Origin of the sequence: Pilimelia columellifera subsp. columellifera (genome assembly GCF_039532605.1) — a bacterium.
Classification (GTDB): Bacteria; Actinomycetota; Actinomycetes; order Mycobacteriales; family Micromonosporaceae; genus Pilimelia; species Pilimelia columellifera.
Genome location: NZ_BAAARY010000004.1, coordinates 1 through 17244 on the forward strand (window position 1 = coordinate 1; position 17244 = coordinate 17244).

At 70.3% G+C, this 17244-nt stretch carries 15 protein-coding genes and 1 pseudogene; 7 read left to right on the top strand and 9 right to left on the bottom strand.

Translation table 11 applies throughout. The annotated features are described in order from the left end of the window. Window positions 1-274 (bottom strand): hypothetical protein (locus ABD287_RS05660; protein ID WP_344169339.1); only part of this gene is annotated, 274 nt, incomplete at its 3' end. Window positions 275-619: 345 nt separating this feature from the next. Between ABD287_RS05660 and ABD287_RS05665 the strand changes: the two genes are divergently transcribed. Continuing rightward, window positions 620-3424 carry an aconitate hydratase gene (locus ABD287_RS05665; protein ID WP_344169342.1) on the top strand — a complete coding sequence of 935 codons (2805 nt, stop codon included), beginning with the start codon at window positions 620-622 and terminating at the stop codon, window positions 3422-3424. A 116-nt stretch (window positions 3425-3540) separates the two neighbouring features. Here the strand turns inward: ABD287_RS05665 and ABD287_RS05670 are convergent, their stop codons facing one another. Further along, window positions 3541-4212, bottom strand: coding sequence for an HAD family hydrolase (locus tag ABD287_RS05670; protein WP_344169345.1), 672 nt, complete (start codon window positions 4210-4212; stop codon window positions 3541-3543). Between the two features lie 142 nt (window positions 4213-4354). On the opposite strand from ABD287_RS05670, the gene ABD287_RS05675 reads away from it, so the two are divergent. Then, a complete protein-coding gene (locus ABD287_RS05675) occupies window positions 4355-4942 on the top strand; it encodes a TetR/AcrR family transcriptional regulator (RefSeq protein WP_344169348.1) in 588 nt (195 codons plus the stop codon). 17 nt (window positions 4943-4959) lie between these two features. Here the strand turns inward: ABD287_RS05675 and ABD287_RS05680 are convergent. Next, a pseudogene (locus ABD287_RS05680) lies at window positions 4960-6858 on the bottom strand (ABC transporter ATP-binding protein); the annotation flags it as partial. Window positions 6859-6977: 119 nt separating this feature from the next. On the opposite strand from ABD287_RS05680, the gene ABD287_RS05685 reads away from it, so the two are divergent. From ABD287_RS05685 to ABD287_RS05700, 4 genes are all read left to right on the top strand, one after another. Beyond that, complete coding sequence (locus ABD287_RS05685) at window positions 6978-7247, top strand: metal-sensitive transcriptional regulator (RefSeq protein ID WP_344169351.1); 270 nt, start codon at window positions 6978-6980, stop codon at window positions 7245-7247. An 81-nt stretch (window positions 7248-7328) separates the two neighbouring features. Next, window positions 7329-8666 (top strand): rhodanese-like domain-containing protein, encoded by a 1338-nt coding sequence (locus ABD287_RS05690; protein WP_344169354.1) that lies wholly within the window; start codon window positions 7329-7331, stop codon window positions 8664-8666. Window positions 8667-8716: 50 nt separating this feature from the next. Then, on the top strand, window positions 8717-9286 hold the full coding sequence (locus ABD287_RS05695) for a rhodanese-like domain-containing protein (RefSeq protein WP_344169357.1): 570 nt from the start codon (window positions 8717-8719) through the stop codon (window positions 9284-9286). Continuing rightward, complete coding sequence (locus ABD287_RS05700; protein ID WP_344169360.1) at window positions 9283-10041, top strand: sulfite exporter TauE/SafE family protein; 759 nt, start codon at window positions 9283-9285, stop codon at window positions 10039-10041. The genes ABD287_RS05695 and ABD287_RS05700 overlap by 4 nt, the downstream gene beginning before the upstream one ends. Before the next feature lie 10 nt (window positions 10042-10051). Here ABD287_RS05700 and ABD287_RS05705 read toward each other — a convergent pair whose 3' ends face one another. From ABD287_RS05705 to ABD287_RS05715, 3 genes are all read right to left on the bottom strand, one after another. After that, window positions 10052-10840, bottom strand: coding sequence for an enoyl-CoA hydratase/isomerase family protein (locus ABD287_RS05705; protein WP_344169363.1), 789 nt, complete (start codon window positions 10838-10840; stop codon window positions 10052-10054). A 34-nt stretch (window positions 10841-10874) separates the two neighbouring features. After that, window positions 10875-11108 carry a helix-turn-helix domain-containing protein gene (locus ABD287_RS05710; protein WP_344169366.1) on the bottom strand — a complete coding sequence of 78 codons (234 nt, stop codon included), beginning with the start codon at window positions 11106-11108 and terminating at the stop codon, window positions 10875-10877. A gap of 415 nt (window positions 11109-11523) precedes the next feature. Continuing rightward, a complete protein-coding gene (locus ABD287_RS05715) occupies window positions 11524-13128 on the bottom strand; it encodes an ABC-F family ATP-binding cassette domain-containing protein (RefSeq protein WP_344169369.1) in 1605 nt (534 codons plus the stop codon). Window positions 13129-13321: 193 nt separating this feature from the next. Between ABD287_RS05715 and ypfJ the strand changes: the two genes are divergently transcribed. Further along, window positions 13322-14236 carry a KPN_02809 family neutral zinc metallopeptidase gene (ypfJ, locus tag ABD287_RS05720; RefSeq protein ID WP_344169372.1) on the top strand — a complete coding sequence of 305 codons (915 nt, stop codon included), beginning with the start codon at window positions 13322-13324 and terminating at the stop codon, window positions 14234-14236. Window positions 14237-14242: 6 nt separating this feature from the next. Here ypfJ and ABD287_RS05725 read toward each other — a convergent pair whose 3' ends face one another. From ABD287_RS05725 to ABD287_RS05735, 3 genes are all read right to left on the bottom strand, one after another. Beyond that, window positions 14243-14896, bottom strand: a complete 654-nt coding sequence (locus ABD287_RS05725; protein WP_344169374.1) for an acVLRF1 family peptidyl-tRNA hydrolase — start codon at window positions 14894-14896, stop codon at window positions 14243-14245. Window positions 14897-15052: 156 nt separating this feature from the next. Then, window positions 15053-16270, bottom strand: coding sequence for a trypsin-like serine protease (locus tag ABD287_RS05730; RefSeq protein ID WP_344169377.1), 1218 nt, complete (start codon window positions 16268-16270; stop codon window positions 15053-15055). 563 nt (window positions 16271-16833) lie between these two features. Then, window positions 16834-17205 (bottom strand): metal-sulfur cluster assembly factor, encoded by a 372-nt coding sequence (locus ABD287_RS05735; RefSeq protein WP_344169860.1) that lies wholly within the window; start codon window positions 17203-17205, stop codon window positions 16834-16836. Window positions 17206-17244: the final 39 nt, after the last annotated feature.

Genomic DNA, 17244 nt, shown 5'->3' on the forward strand with positions numbered 1-17244 from the left:
GGAACCGCTGCGCCAGCCCACCGGCGATACCCCCGAGCTGCTGCCCGATCCCCCGGTTACCCAACGCCCCGCCCAGAGCGCCACCAACCTGCGGCAGGACCGCTCCGGCGATGTCCCCGAACAGGCCCTGCGGAGCGAACTGCTGTTGTTGCTGCTGCTGCGCGAGCTGCGCCTGGTATGCGGCGAGCTGCGCCTGGGCGAGCAGCTGCTGAATCATGTTCGGGTCGATGGTCTGCTGGCTGGACTGCGTCGGCGTGGTTGTCATTGCGGTCATGAAGCAAAGCCCCTTTCAGCGCGGGCGTTCGCGTCCCCCGATCGCGCGAACTGCCTTCGTGGCGACCGTAATGACCAGGTCAGGCCGGGCGCAGGGGTTTGGCCTTATACAACAGCTTGGATGGCGTGTCGAACGACGCGCCGAACACGGTCGGTGATGTCACGGAAGGGCTTGCCAATCTAACAAGACGGACGTACGGTTTTAAAGACGGCTCAGCTTCGGGTTAGCTAGCCCTAACCCGAAGGTTGATCCGTGGACTGCGACAGACTGCACCTGATGACCATCATTGAGACCTCCGCCTGCCGCCTCCGGTCGGGCGAGCCAGACAGCGTGAAGGAGTAGGACGTGGCGAGCCTCGACACCTTCGGTGCCAAGAGTCAGCTGAGCGTCGGCGACGCCAGCTACGAGATCTACCGGATCGACGCCGTGGCCGGGCACGACCGGCTGCCGTACAGCCTGAAGATCCTGCTGGAGAACCTGCTACGGACCGAGGACGGGGCGAACGTCACCGCCGAGCAGATCCGCGCCGTCGGCGGCTGGGACGCCGGCGCCGAGCCCAGCGTGGAGATCCAGTTCACCCCGGCGCGGGTGCTCATGCAGGACTTCACCGGCGTGCCCTGTGTGGTCGACCTGGCCACCATGCGCGAGGCCGTCCGGGATCTCGGCGGCGATCCGTCCAAGGTGAACCCGCTGGCGCCGGCCGAGCTGGTCATCGACCACTCCGTCATCGCCGACATCTTCGGCCGCTCCGACGCGCTTGAGCGCAACGTCGCGCTGGAGTACCAGCGCAACCGCGAGCGCTACCAGTTCCTGCGTTGGGGTCAGACCGCATTCGACGAGTTCAAGGTCGTCCCACCCGGGACCGGCATCGTGCACCAGGTCAACATCGAGTACCTGGCCCGCACCATCATGGAACGCGGTGGGCAGGCTTACCCGGACACCGTCGTCGGCACCGACTCGCACACCACCATGGTCAACGGCCTGGGTGTGCTGGGCTGGGGCGTCGGCGGCATCGAGGCCGAGGCCGCGATGCTCGGCCAGCCGGTGTCCATGCTCATCCCACGGGTGGTCGGCTTCAAGCTCTCCGGCGAGTTGCCGGCCGGCGCCACCGCCACCGACCTGGTCCTCACGATCACCGAGATGCTGCGTCAGCACGGCGTGGTCGGCAAGTTCGTCGAGTTCTACGGTCCTGGCGTCGGCGCGGTGCCACTGGCCAATCGGGCCACCATCGGCAACATGAGCCCCGAGTACGGCTCCACCGCCGCGATCTTCCCGATCGACGACGAGACGATCAAGTATCTACGGCTGACCGGCCGCCCCGACGCGCAGCTGGCGCTGGTCGAGGCGTACGCCAAGCAGCAGGGCCTGTGGCACGACCCGGCAGCCGAGCCGAACTACTCTGAGCGCCTTGAGCTGGACCTGTCCACGATCGAGCCGTCGCTGGCCGGCCCGAAGCGCCCCCAGGACCGGGTGCCGCTGCGCCACGCCAAGGACATGTTCCGCACCGCGTTGCGCGACTACGTCGCCGTGGGCGACCAGGGCGACGGGGTCGAGGGGCGCGTCGACGAGGCCAGCGCCGAGTCGTTCCCGGCCAGCGACCCGCCGGCGATGGGCGAGGGCGGCGCCGGTGACCCGGCCGACAAGCCGCACACCGAGCTGATCTCGGCCGCGTTCGGGGCGGACGGCCGGCCGACCAGGCCGACCCGGGTCACCGTCGAGGGCACGGAGTTCGAGCTGGACCACGGGGCCGTGGTCATCGCGGCCATCACGTCCTGCACGAACACCTCCAACCCGCAGGTCATGCTCGGCGCCGCCCTGCTGGCCCGCAACGCCGTCGCCAAGGGCCTGACCCGCAAGCCGTGGGTCAAGACCACGCTGGCGCCGGGCTCCAAAGTGGTCACCGGGTACTACGAGCGCTCCGGCCTCATGCCGTACCTGGAGAAGCTGGGTTTCCACACCGTCGGGTACGGCTGCACCACCTGCATCGGCAACTCCGGCCCGCTGGCCGAGGAGATCTCCGCGGCGATCCAGGGCAACGACCTCACCGCCGTGTCGGTGCTGTCGGGCAACCGCAACTTCGAGGGCCGGATCAACCCGGACGTCAAGATGAACTACCTGGCGTCGCCGCCGCTGGTCGTGGCGTACGCGATCGCCGGCACCATGGACATCAACCTGGACACCGACCCGCTGGGCGTCGGCGGCGACGGTCAGCCGGTGTTCCTGCGTGACATCTGGCCCAGCGCCACCGAGATCGAGGAGGTCATCGCCTCCTCGATCGGGCGGGACATGTTCACGGCCGACTACTCCGACGTCTTTGCCGGCGACGAACAGTGGCGCGGCCTGCCCACCCCGACCGGCGACACGTTCGCCTGGGACGGGCAGTCCACCTACGTGCGTAAGCCCCCGTACTTCGAGGGGATGGACCGTTCGCCGCTGCCGGTGACCGACATCGCCGGCGCCCGGGTGCTGGCGAAGCTCGGCGACTCGGTGACCACTGACCACATCTCCCCGGCCGGCGCGATCAAGGCCGACTCTCCCGCCGGCCGGTACCTGGCCGAGCACGGGGTGGCCCGGGCCGACTTCAACTCGTACGGCTCACGTCGAGGTAACCACGAGGTGATGATCCGCGGCACGTTCGCCAATATCCGGCTGCGCAATCAGCTGGTCCCGGGCGTCGAGGGCGGCTACACGGTCAACCTGCTCACCGGCGAGCAGACGTCCATCTACGACGCGTCGACCGCCTACCAGGCCGCCGGGGCGCCGCTGGTGATCCTGGCCGGCAAGGAGTACGGCTCGGGCTCGTCGCGGGACTGGGCGGCAAAGGGCACCGCGCTGTTGGGCGTACGGGCGGTCATCGCCGAGTCGTACGAGCGCATCCACCGCTCGAACCTCATCGGCATGGGCGTGCTGCCGTTGCAGTTCCCGGCCGGCCAGACCGCTGACTCGCTGGGGCTGACCGGCACGGAGACGTTCACGATCATCGGAGCGACGGCGCTCAACGAGGGCGTCACGCCCAAGACGGTGACCGTGTCGACCGAGACCGGGGTTAGCTTCGAGGCCGTGCTGCGGATCGACACCCCGGGCGAGGCCGACTACTACCGGCATGGCGGCATCCTGCAGTACGTGCTGCGTCGGATGCTCGACAGCTGAGCTGGGGCTGACCGCCCTGAGCTGGGGCTGACCACCGCCGTGGGGCGGGTCACGTTCGCCGTGACCCGCCCCACGGCGTCAAGGTTCACGCGCTGACGCGACGGCCGTCGCGGTTGTCACCAGGATGACCGCGTGACGACGTCGTCGACGCCGAGCACCACTCCGATGGCGCTCACCACGTTCGCGGCGGTGCGGGTGGGCTCGTACCGCGGCTCGATCCAGTTGCGACCGCGGTGGATCCACACGCTGCGCAGCCCCAGGGAGCAGGCGCCGCTGATGTCGGCCTCCGGGCTGTCGCCGATGATCCAGGCGCCCTCCAGCCTCATGCCGACCCGCCGGGCCAAAGTCTGGAAGATCCGGGGGTTGGGTTTGCTGACCCCGACCTCCTCGGAGATCAGCCAGTCCGCGACGTAGCGGTCCAGGCCGGTGCGTCGGATCCGGTCCTCCTGTTCGTGGGCCGAGCCGTTGGTGGCGATGACCGGCGTCCAACCTGCGTCGCGGGCGATCCGCAGCGCCCCGGCCGTCAGCGGGGACAGCCTGGTGCGGGCGAGCGGCCCCTCGTGCAGCTCCTCGGCGAGGCCGTACGGGGATCGGGTCAGCCGGTACCGGTCGATGATCGCGTCGGCGACGTCCCAGCGGGACGTGAGCCCGTCCGCGTCGACGCCCATCAGCCAGTCAAGGTCGGCGGCGGGGGCGCCGAGGTCGGCGAGAAAGCGCTGAGCCCAGGCACGGAACGGCCCCGTCCGGTCAATGACGGTGTTGTCCAGCGCCAGGATAAGAAGGGGCACATAAGCACCCTACGTGGCCGCCCAAACCGGGCGGAAGCACTCCCGATGGGGTCTGACCGGTCAGCTGCTACGAGATCATCCAACCGGCAGTAACCGTAGGCGGCGATTGCACGCACCCCGGGACAACTGACACGATCATGCCGTGCCGAAGATTAGCCCCGACCAGCTCGATGCCCGCCGCCGCGAGATCCTCGACGCGGCACGCGTCTGCTTCGCCCGGCACGGCTACGAGGGCGCCACCGTCCGCCGGCTCGAAGGCGAGACCGGGCTCTCCCGCGGCGCGATCTTCCACCACTTCCGGGACAAGGAGTCGCTGTTCCTTGCCGTCGCCGAGGACGACGCCGCGGAGATGGCCGTCACCGTCGCCCGCAACGGGCTGGTCCAGGTCATGCGCGACCTGCTCGCCCGCGCCGCCGACCCGGCCGCCCCGGACACCGCGGGCTGGCTCGGCACCCAGTTGGAGGTGTCCCGCCGGCTACGCACCGACCCCGACTTCGCCGCCGCGTGGGCCCAGCGGGCCGAAGCGGTCGGCACGGCCACCCGCGAACGCCTGTCCCGGCAACGCGACGCCGCGGTGCTGCGCGAGGACGTGCCGCTGGGGGTGCTCGCCCAGTTCCTGGAGCTGGCCTACGACGGTCTGGTGCTGCACCTGGCGATGGGCCGCCCCGCCGACGCCCTCGACGAGGTGCTCGACCTCGTCGAGGAGGCGGTACGGCGGCCAGCCGGCTAACCGGCGTCGGCGACCAGCGGGGCGTCGAGGGCGAACTGGGTGCGGTACAGCTCGGCGTAGAGACCGCCCGCGGCGAGCAGGTCGGGGTGGGTTCCGGACTCGACGATCCGCCCGGCGTCCAGGACGACGATCTGGTCGGCCTCGCGGACCGTGCTGAGCCGGTGGGCGATGACCAGCGCGGTGCGCCCGGTCAGCGCGGCCGACAGCGCCCGTTGCACCGCCGCCTCGGACTCGGAGTCCAGGTGCGCGGTGGCCTCGTCGAGGACGACGATCGACGGGGCCTTGAGCAGCAACCGGGCGATGGCGATGCGCTGCTTCTCGCCGCCGGAGAAGCGGTAGCCGCGCTCCCCCACGACGGTGTCGAGCTGTTCGGGCAGGGCCCGCACCAGCGGGCCGACCTGCGCGGCGTCGAGAGCGGCCCACAGCTCGTCGTCGGTGGCCTCCGGCCGGGCGTAGCGCAGGTTGTCGCCGATGCTCTCGTGGAACAGGTGCGCGTCCTGGGTGACGACGCCGATGGCGCCGCGCAGCGAGGCGACGGCGGCGTCGCGCACGTCGACGCCGCCGACGAGCACCGCGCCGTCGGTGACGTCGTATACCCGGTTGAGCAGCATCGACAGCGTCGACTTGCCGGCCCCGGACGGGCCGACGAGCGCCACCATCTGACCTGGGTCGACAGCGAACGACACCCCGCGCAGCACCGGCTCAGCGGTGGTCTGGTCGAGGGCTGCGACGCCTTCCAACGAGGCCAGCGACACCTCGGCCGCGCTAGGGTAGCGGAAAGTCACGTCGCGGAACGCGAGACCGATGGGGCCTGCGGGCACCGGCGTCGGGTCGGGGCGTTCGGCGATCGCGGGTTTGAGGTCGACGACCTCGAAGACCCGGTCGAATGAGACCAGCGCGCTCATGACGTCGATGCGCACGTTGGACAGTGCGGTCAGCGGACCGTACAGCCGGGTGAGCAGGAGCGCGAGGGTGACCACGGTGCCTGCGGAGACCTGGCCGTTGACTGCCAGCCAACCGCCGAGGCCGTAGGTGAGGGCTTGGGCGAGCGCGGCCACGAGCACCATGGCGACGAAGAACGTCCGGGCGTACATCGCCTGCCGGATGCCGATGTCGCGGACCCGGGCGGCGCGGTCGGCGAACCGCTGGGCTTCGTCGTCGGGCCGCCCGAAGAGCTTGACCAGCAGCGCGCCGGCGACGCCGAATCGTTCGGTCATGGTGGCGTTCATGGTGGCGTCGAGCTGGTAGGACTCGCGGGTGATGTCGGCGAGTTTCCTGCCGACCCGGCGGGCCGGCAGGATGAACGCCGGCAACAGGATCAGCGACAGCGTGGTGATCTGCCAGGACAGGGTGAACATGACGGCGGCGGTGAGCACGAGTTGGATGACGTTGCTGACGACGCCGGACAGCGTCGAGGTGAACGCCCGCTGGGCGCCGAGGACGTCGTTGTTGAGCCGACTGACCAGGGCGCCGGTCTGGGTGCGGGTGAAGAACTGTAGCGGCATCCGCTGGACGTGGTCGTAGACCTGCGTCCGCAGGTCGAGGATGATGCCTTCGCCGATGCGGGCCGAGTACCAGCGCTGGGCCAGTGACAGCAGCGCGTCGACGACGGCGAGCCCGGCGATGACGACGGCGATCCTGATGACGGCCGTGCCGGCGTCCGGTCCGCCCCGGGTGATGGTGTTGACCACGTCGCCGGCCAGGATCGGGGTGGCCACCCCGATGACCGCCGCGAACACGACGGTGACGAGGAAGACGACGATGTCGGCGCGGTAGGGGCGGGCGAAGGCGATGATGCGGCGGGCCGCGCCACGGGAGAGCTGGTGGTCGCCGAGCTCCTGGCCGCGGCCTATCGACCGGATCATGCTCCAGCCGGACCCGCCCATTGAGCTGTTCAAACGCGTCTCCCTTGGCATCGGGTATCGGCAGCTGAAACGCCGGCGCCGGGGCTCATTGTTCCCGCTGGCGCGCTGTGACGGATGCCATCGCCGGGGTCCGGTGACAACCAGATACCCCCAGGGGTATGGTTCTCCCCATGGAGATGAACAAGGAGCTGGCCGGCGACGCCCTGGCCCGGCTCAAGCGCGCCCAGGGCCAGCTCAACGGCGTCATCAACATGATCGAGGTGGGCGGCGACTGCGAGATGGTGCTCACCCAGCTCGCCGCCGTCTCCAAAGCCCTCGACCGGGCCGGCTTCAAGCTCGTCGCCTCCGGCCTGCGCCGGTGCGACGAAGCCCGACGGCGTGGCGACGAGCCGCCGATGACCGAAGCCGAGCTGGAACGACTCTTCCTCGCCCTTGCCTGACCGTCCAGGGCATAGCCTTGCTTCGATATTTCCGAGAATCCCAACAGGACCCTACCGTCGTCGACGCACAAGGAGTTTCCGGTGGACATCACCACGTTCCGCACGCCTGGTCTGGGCGACACCACCTACCTGCTGACCCACAACGGTCGCGGGGTGCTCGTCGATCCCCAGCGCGACTTCGCCCGCTTCCTCGAAGCCGCCGCCGAGAAGAACGTCGAGCTGCGCTTCGTCCTGGAGACCCACCTGCACAACGACTACGTCTCCGGCGGCCCCGAGGCCGCCCGGCGCACCGGCGCCGAACTGGTCATGCCGGCCGCCGCCGCCCCCGCCTACCGGCACACCCCGGCCTTCCACCTGGAAGACATCGGAGCCGAGGACGGGCTCAGCGTCCGACCCATCCACACCCCCGGCCACACCCCCGAGCACACCAGCTACCTCGTGCTCATCGACGGCGAGCCGGTGGCCGTGTTCTCCGGCGGCAGCCTGCTGGTCGCTTCCGCTGGCCGTCCCGATCTGCTCGGCCCCGCCCGCGCCGACACCCTCGCCCGGCTCCAGCACCGCTCGCTGCACCGGCTCGCCGGCCTCCCCCGCGACGTCCTGCTGCTACCCACCCACGGCGAGGGCTCGTTCTGCACCACCAGCGGCGTCGGCCGGTTCACCTCCACCATCGGCGACGAGGTCGACGGGAACCCGCTGCTCGCCCTGCCCACCGAGGACGCCTTCGCAGCCCAGCTCATGGCGACGCCGCTGCCGATCCCGGCGTTCTACCCGCACATGGGCCCCACGAACATCGCCGGCGTCCCGCCGATGCCCGCTACCAGCGTCCCGGCCCTCACCCTCGCCGACCTGGCCACCCTGCCGGACGACGCGCGGATCGTCGACATCCGGCCACGGCACGCGGTCGCCAAGGGCCGGCTTCCCGGTTCCACCGCGATCGAGCTGGGCACCGACTTCGGCTCGTGGACCGGCTGGCTGCTGCCCTACGGCGCGCCCCTGGTCCTGGTCGCCGAGCCGGGGCAGGACGTCGCCGAGGCCATCACGCAGCTCGCCCAGATCGGCCTCGACGCCGTCCTCGGCGTCGTCACGGACCTGGACGCGGCCGCTACCGCGACCTTCGAGGTCGTCGAGCTGGACATGTTCGTCAAACTCGTCCAGCAGCCCGACGCCCAGATCCTGGACGTGCGGATGCCGTCCGAGCACCGGGAGATCGCGCTCCCGGGCGCCGTCTGGCGGTTCCTGCCCGAGCTGTTCAGCGAGGGCGTCCCGACGGGGCTGGACTCGTCCCGGCCGGTCCTGGTCGCGTGCGGCTCCGGCCGTCGGGCAACGATCGCCGCGTCGCTGCTGACTGACGCCGGCTACCGCCCGGTCGTCCTCAGCGGCGCCGGCGTCGCCGAGCTGGCGCAGCAGCTCGCCCGCTGACAGCCGCCCCACCGCCACGCCGCACGCGCGGCCGGAAAGGACTCCCAGCAGTGACCATCATCGACGCGACCACCACCCGTGCCCTGATAGCGACCAACGCCGACACCCTTGTCGTCGACGTCCGCACCCCGGGCGAGTTCGACAGCAGCCACATCCCCGGCGCCATCAACCTGCCGCTGCCACAGGTCGACGAACACCTGGAACGGATCGTTCGGGACGCCGGCGCCCGGATGATCCTGGTCTGCCAGGGCGGGTCGCGGGCCCAGCGGCGCCAGCGGACCCTCGCCGACGGCGGCCTGGCAGACACCCTGGTGCTCGACGGCGGCATGAACGCCTGGACGGCCACTGGCGGGCCGGTCACCCCCGGGACGCCCCGGTGGGGGCTGGAGCGTCAGGTCCGGCTCGTTGCCGGCGCGATCGTGGCGCTGGCGGTCCTCGTCAGCGTCGTCTGGGCGCCTGCGCGGTACCTGGCCGGCGCCGTCGGCGCGGGGCTCGTGTTCGCGGCCGTCAGTGACACCTGCGCCATGGGCCACCTGCTCGCCAGACTCCCCTACAACCGACCGCGCCAGGCCGTGGACATCGACGCCGCGCTCGTTCGGCTGACCGGGGCGCGGGCGTGAGCCTCGGGCTCGTCCTCGCCCTGGCCGCCGCCGGGGTGATCGGACTGGTCCTGGGCGGCCTGGGCGGGGGCGGGTCCATTCTCACGGTGCCGATCCTGGTCTATCTGGCCGGTGTCGACGCCAAGCCGGCGATCGCGATGTCGCTCATCGTCGTGGGCGTGACGGCCGCCGTGGCCCTCATTCCACATGCCCGCGCCGGCCGGGTGGCCTGGCGGGTCGGAGCGCTGTTCGGCAGCGCGGGCATGGTCGGCGCCTACCTGGGCGGTCGGGTCGCCGCGTTCATCCCGGCGAACGTGCTGCTAGTGGCCTTTGGGATCATGACTATCGCCACCGCATGGGCGATGCTGCGCTCCCGTTCCACCCCGAGCGCCGAGGACGGACCCGCCAAGCGGCGGCCGGTCATCAAGATCCTGTTGGAGGGTGTCGCCGTCGGTCTGGTCACCGGCCTCGTCGGCGCCGGCGGCGGCTTCCTCGTCGTGCCGGCGCTGGTCCTGCTCGGAGGGTTGTCGATGCCGACGGCGATCGGCACCAGCCTGCTGGTGATCGCGATGAAGTCCGGGGCGGCCTTCGCCGGATACCTGTCGACGACCACAGTCGACTGGCCACTGACGGCCGCCATCACCGCGCTGGCGGTGCTCGGCAGTTTCGCCGGCGCGAAACTCGCCGGCAGGATCGACCCGAAACGACTCCGGCAGGCGTTCGCCTGGTTCGTCGTCGTCATCGGCGTGGGAATGATCCTCGGCCAGCTGCTCTGAGCCGCCGGCCTCAGTCGCCGAGGCCGGCGAGGCGGAACAGTCGTCGGGTCTGAGCCTCCCGCTCAGCCCGCGACTGGGCCCGCTGGTCACGGCTCCCCGCCGACAACAGCAACGCCTTGATCTCGGCCACCGCGTCCCGGTCCGCCGCCAACACCGCCGCCGCGAGGTCGTCCGTCGCCCCGGCCAGGTCAGCCGGCGCGACGACGAGGGTCGCCAGGCCCATCGCGTGCGCCTCGACCGCGTCGATCTGGCGGCCGGTGACGCACAGCTCAAGCGCCCGGCCGTAGCCGACCAGCTCGGACAGGCGCTTGGTGCCGCCCAGGTCGGGCACCAGACCGAGGGTCACCTCGGCCATGGCCAACCGCGCGTCGCTGGCCAGAACGCGCAGGTCGCAGGCCAGCGCCAGCTGGAATCCGGCCCCGATGGCGTGCCCCTGCACCGCCGCGACGCTGATGAGGTCCGGACGGCTCAGCCACGCGAAACCCCGCTGGAACTGCTCGATCCGGGCCGCGCAGGCGTCCGGGCCGGCGGCGACCAACTGGGCGACGAGGCTCTGTGGAGTGTCCTCGGACCCCGGCTCGACGACGCCGCCGGCGAGGAGAGCCCGGTCGAGTCCGGCGCTGAACGACGTGCCCTCGCCGCGGACGATGACCAGCCGGATCTGGCCGGGCAACACCCTCCCGATGTCAGCGAGCGCCGCCCACGTCTCCGGCGTCTGAGCGTTGAGCGCGACGGGCCGACACAACGTCACCGTCGCCACCGGCCCATCGTGTTCGAGCCGAACCCCGGCCGCGTTCATCGGGACCCGCGACGCCGCTGGGCCCGCGCGCCGGTCAGGACGTGGCCTTCTTCCGTCGACGAGCCCCGCCGCGCTGGCGCAGCTGAACGCCGGACTCGGTGAGGACGCGATGCACGAAGCCGTAGGAGCGGCCTGTCGAGGCCGCCAGGGCGCGGATGCTCTCACCGGAGGCGTAGCGCTTCACCAGATCCTTGGAGAGCGACTGACGCTCGGTTCCGACGATCCGGCGACCCTTGTCAGTGGTGGTGGCTGTGCCGGTGGCTGCCATGTTGAATCCTCACGTCCGAGACTGTGCGGTTTCTTCCTACTGTGCCGGGGGCCACTGCGCTGGTTGCGACGTTGTGGTGCCATCAACGGCAGCGTGGGTGGCGGTGGTGCCGGCCAACCGGTCGCAGGGGCCAAACGTGATAACGATCGGCGGGCCCGCTGGTCGGCCGTGACGCGCGAGAAGCTGTTGACATCGGCCGTCCGCTGTGCCGGCCAGGCCCAAGCCCGGCCCGGAACGCGATCGACCGTGGTCACTGATCATGGTGATCTCTGATCATCGTCACGAAGCGGCCCATCAGACCGCTTCCGAAGATCATGCGCCAGATCCTCCACGTTCGCCAACCGACACGCACATGAGTGTCAATTACCCGACGCTTGACTAGCGGAATCGCCAAACAGGAGCTATAAGCAATCGCCTACGCCAACTCCACGAGCTCCAGCAGGTCGTCGCTCCAGGCGTCCTCGTCCCCGTCCGGCAACAGAATCGCCCGGTCGGGACGCAGCGCCAGGACCGCGCCAGGATCGTGCGTGACCAGCACAATCGCGCCTGGATAACGGGAAATGGCCTCCAGGACCTGCTCCCGACTCACCGGGTCCAGGTTGTTCGTCGGCTCGTCGAGCAGGATGACGTTCGCGCCGGAACAGACCAACGTGGCCAGTGCCAACCGCGTCTTCTCACCGCCGGACAACACCCCGGCCGGCTTGTTCACGTCGTCCCCGGAGAACAGGAACGCCCCGAGGATCTTCCGAAGGTCGGTGTCGCTGTGCTCCACCGCGGCGCTGCGCATGTTCTCCAACACCGACCGGTCGACGTCCAGCGTCTCGTGTTCCTGCGCGTAGTAGCCCATCCTCAGGCCATGTCCGGGCCGAACCTCACCGGTGTCGGGGGTCAACACGCCACACAGGATCCGCAACAGGGTCGTCTTGCCCGCGCCGTTGAGGCCCAGGATCGCCACCCGGGACCCCCGGTCCACTGCCATGTCGACATCAGTGAAGATTTCCAGCGAACCGTACGACTTGGACAGTCCCACGGCGGTCAGCGGCGTCTTGCCGCACGGCGCCGGGCTGGGGAAGCGGACCTTGGCCACCTTGTCGGAGGCGCGTTCGTCCTCAAGGCCCGCGATGAGCTTCTCGGCCCGGCGCGCCATGTTCTGCGCGGCGACGGTCTTGGTGGCCTTGGCGCGCATCTTGTCGGCCTGTGCCATGAGCGCGCCGGCCTTCTTCTCGGCGTTGGCCCGCTCCCGCTTACGGCGGCGCTCGTCGGTCTCGCGCTGTTGCAGGTAGGCCTTCCAGCCAAGGCTGTACTGGTCGACGACCGACCGGTTCGCGTCGAGGTACCAAACCTTGTTGACGACCGCGTCGAGCAGGTCGCCGTCGTGGCTGATAACCACCAGTCCACCCTTGTGGCCGGCCAGGAAGCCCCGGAGCCAGGCGATCGAGTCGGCGTCGAGGTGGTTGGTGGGCTCGTCGAGCAGCAGGATGCCGCCACCGCCGGCGGCGGCATCCTGGAACAGAATCCGGGCCAGCTCCACCCGACGACGCTGTCCACCCGAGAGGGTGCCGATCGTCTGCGCCAGAACCCGGTCCGGCAGGCCCAGGTTCGCACAGATCCGCGCGGCTTCGGACTCGGCGCCGTAACCGCCCAGCGCGGCGAACTGGTCCTCCAGCGCCCCGTAACGGCGCACCAGCTTGTCGGACGGGTCGTCGACGAGCTTCGCCTCGATCTGCTTCATCTCCGACAGCAGGACATCCAACCCACGGGCGGACAGCACCCGGTCACGGGCGGTGACGGTGAGGTCTCCGGTGCGGGGGTCCTGTGGGAGGTAGCCGAGTTCGCCGCGGCGGTCCACCTGACCGCCGTACGGCTGCCCCTCGCCGGCCAGCACCTTCATCGTGGTGGTCTTGCCCGCGCCGTTGCGGCCGACCAGGCCGATCCGGTCGCCCGGCTGCACCCGCAACGTCGTGTCCGACAGCAGGATCCGGGCGCCCGCGCGCAGTTCCAGGGCGGTCGCAGCGATCATGCTCTCGAAACCAGCTCTCGGCTCTTGGCGGCGAGCCAGCGGGCACGCACAGTGACGAACACGAACATCAGGGCCCGATTGTACTGACCCCTCCCCCGGGGAGACGATCCACGGTTGACTGCGCGGCCGTCCGGGTAGAGCCTCAGGCGGTCGCCGTCCTCCGGCGGCCACCGGCGCGGCAGAACGGAACGTCATGGAACTGAACGACAAGGCCCGGATCGACACCAGCCAGGTGCAGGATGTCCGCGGCAGCGGCGGCTCAGGAGGTGGCCTTGGCGGCCTGCCGATCCCGCTGCCCAACGGCAAGGGCGGCTGGCTCGGTCTGCTCGTCGCCGTCATCGTCACGCTCGTCGGCGGCGGCTTCGGGGTGAACGAGCTCGCCGGCGACGAGCCGGCCGTCGACAACGTCGCCCTCAACGAGAAGTGCGCCCGCGCGGACCGGCTCAGCCACCTGGACTGCCGCAACACCCTGTTCGTCAACTCGGTTCAGGACTACTGGCGCGAGGCCCTGCCAGAACGGTTCGGCCGCCAGTACCAGCCGGCGCCCACGACCTTCTTCGCCAACGCGGTGCGCACCGGGTGCGGCCCGGCGGACTCCGGTGTCGGCCCCTTCTACTGCCCGGCCAACCGCACCGTCTACATCGACCTCGGCTTCTACCAGGTGCTCGCCGACAAGCTCGGGGCCCCCGGCGAGTTCGCCCAGCCCTACGTGCTGGCGCACGAGTACGGTCACCATGTTCAGACCCTGCTCGGAACCGAGGCCCAGATGCGACGGGCGCAGCAGCGCGACCCGGGCAACGCCAACCGGTACTCGGTGATGCTGGAACTGCAGGCGGACTGCTACGCCGGCGCCTGGGCCGGCAACGCGACCGGCACCGACGACGCGACCGGCAACAAGATCTTCACCCGGATCACCGCCGACGACATCCAACAGGGCCTGGACACCGCCGCGGCGATCGGTGACGACGCCATCCAGAAGAAGATGGGCGGCCGGGTCAACGAGTCGGCGTTCACCCACGGCTCCTCGGCCGACCGTCAGCGGTGGTTCCGGGTGGGCTTCGACAGCGCCGACCCGACCCGCTGCGACACGTTCAGCGGCGCCCTCTAACCGGGCTCAGGGCTCCGGTGGCGGGTCGGTCAGCCTGATCCGCACCGCGCGGGCGGCGGCGACCGCCTCGACCAGGACGGCGCGACGGGGCTCGGGCGACTCCAGCAGCGGGCCTCGCCGCAACGCCGCCACCGACGCCAGCCGGCGGTCCGCCAGGATCGTCTCCAACGTCGCCCGGTCGCCGCCCACCACCACTGCGGCCAGCGCTCCCGCCTCGGGCAGCAACAGCCGCGCCACGATGTCGGCGGCCTCGCCGGCGGCGGATCTTGCCTGGTTGGCGCGTCGCCGGGCGAAGCGCTGCTGCGACCATCCGCCGGCCGCGGTACGGCCCTGCACGTAGCTGGTGTTCACCTTCGAGACGACCAGGTCGGGGCCCTGGGCGACCCCCACGGCTACCGCGCCTCGGCGGGCCAGCACCAGACCGAGGCGGCGCGGGGCGAGCGCGCCCGCGACGAACGAGGGCACGTCCGTGGGCGTGGCGGCGCCGGCCGGCGGATGGAGCTGGGCCATTGCGCCGTCGGCAGCGCCCAGGGACAACGCGCCGTCGACGATCCCGATCTGAACCGGACCGTGCCGCTCGACGAACCCGGCGATCCAGCGCTCGATCCGTTCCGGGGCCACCTGCGCCCAACGGCCGCCGCCTGCCGCCATCTTCGTCATGGCGCCGACGCTACCTGGACCGGCCCCGCCAAGCGGCGAAGCCGTCCTCGGCGGTCCATCGTGGCCGGGTTCGCGCCGCGGACAGCACGACGGTGGCCGCGACCTGACTCAGGTCGCGGCCACCGTCGTGCTGTCCGCGGCTCAGCTCTGGAGGGCTCAGCCCTTCAGGTTGAGGCTCCACGACTCCAGGTTGCCGGTGTCGTTGGTGACGGCGTCGGTGACGCGCAGCTTCCAGACGCCGTTCGCGGTCTCGCTGGACAGATCAACCGCGACCGTCTTGCGCACGTCGTTGGCACTGCCGCCGGTGCGGTTGTGCAGGTTGTAGGCGGTGCCGTCCGGAGCCACCAAGTCGATCACCAGATCACCGATGTAGGTGTGGGCGATCTGAAGGTCGATGGTGGAGGTCTTCGACGGCGTAGCCGAGCAGTTGGTGACGCTCAGCGGGCTCTCGACGGTGGCGCGGTCGTTGATCGCGGTGGCCGAGGTGCTCTTGACGGCGCAGTCGGTGCCCGGGACGGACGGGTCAGTCGGGGTGGGGGTGGGGGTGGGGGTGGGGGTGGGGTTCGGGGTCGAGCCCTCCATGTTCACCGGGCGGGTGGCGCCGGCCTTGTCGATCGCCGCGAGGATCTGGGCGCGGGCGGCGCTCACCTGAGCGTAGTGGCCGGGGTTGTTCTTGCCGGCGCAGCCGATGCCCCAGCTGGTGATGCCGACGAGCACCCACTGCTCCGGCCTGGTGTTCGCGTGGTTTCCGGTGTTGGAGGAGACCAGCGGGCCGCCGGAGTCGCCCTGGCAGGTGTCGACGCCGCCGTTGACGAGGTCACCAGCGCAGATCTCGACCGAGGGGGCCTCGGAGCAGCGCGGGCTGCTGTCCGGAACCAGCGGCACATCGACAAAGAGCAGGTCCGGGGAGACTGAGCCGCCGGAGCTGGTGGTGCCCCAACCCGCGGCGCGGAACTTGGCCGGAGCGTCCCACCTGTCAGCCGCGGGGAACACCGGGTACTGGGTGACCTTGTTGTAGGGAGTGTCGAGCTTGAGGACCGCCCAGTCACCCTTCTTCACGCCGCCGCCGACGGCGATCGACTTGCCCCTGACCGGGTCTCCGTTCGCGGCCCGGACCTTGCCGATCTGGCCGCTGAAGCTCTTGCCAACGGAGGTGAAACAGTGCTGGGCGCTGATGATGATGTCCGGCGAGACGAGGGTGCCGCCGCAGCCGCCGAGCTTGACGGCCCAGGGGAACTGGCCCTCGGAGGCTTTGGTTCCGCCGACGATCTCCTGGACGGGCGGGTCGCCGGCGGGGCTGGCGTACGCGTTGACCGGGGCTGCCACGAGGCCGGCAGCGGTCGTCAATGCGAGAAGCGCGGTCCGCATTCTCATGGGGTCTCCTCGGTGCGGTGGGGGGCCTCGCTGCGGCGCAGCCATACGGGGACGATGCGTCACAACAAGCACGGTGGCGGGGTAACCATCGATGTGAGTCGAATCATAAACCCAGATGTGGGGGAGATTACAACTTCCGTTCAAGGAATCTGTCCTATTGATGGAAACCAATGCCGAAATAGCTTTCCGTATACCACGCCGCTACAACGGGCTGAGTTCGTGTCACGCAGCTCACCTGCTACGCGACAGGCGGTAGTTTTACGCTCAGAACGCCACCAGCAAGGCGAAATAGCGATCGTGACGCGCTGGAACGAGGCCGGTCACCACACGGCCTCGGGCGGCCCGACAGGACCGGCCAATGGCGACACTCACCGCCGGTGGCGCCGGTGCGACGCACAGTGAGCGCCTGGCGCCCGGGCCGAACATGAAGCACAGCGATCTCCCCGGCCGGAACGGCGATCCCGAACCGGCGAGTGATCCCTCCCAGGCGGCGGCCTGCACCTGGGGCGGCACGCGCTGGGGAAATAGAGTCCTGGCCAGCGGGTTCCCGCTGGCCAGGATGGTCAGACGTTGAAGCCGAGGGCGCGCAGCTGCTCGCGCCCCTCGTCGGTGATCTTGTCGGGACCCCACGGCGGGAGCCAGACCCAGTTGATCCGGACATCATTGACGAGACCACCGCCGGGACCGGTGGTCAGCGCCTGACGCGTCTGATCCTCGATAACGTCGGTCAGCGGACAGGCCGCCGATGTCAGGGTCATGTCCAGGGTGGCGACGTTGTCGTCATCGACGTGCGCGCCATAGACCAGGCCGAGATCAACGACGTTGATCCCCAACTCCGGGTCCACGACATCCTTCATCGCCTCCTCGACATCGGCGACCGCTGCCTTCGGACGATCCGGACGGTCCGGACGTGCCGCCGGCGGCGCCGAGACCATGCTGGACACCGCCGGGCCCCCGGCCGGGTCGGCGCCCGT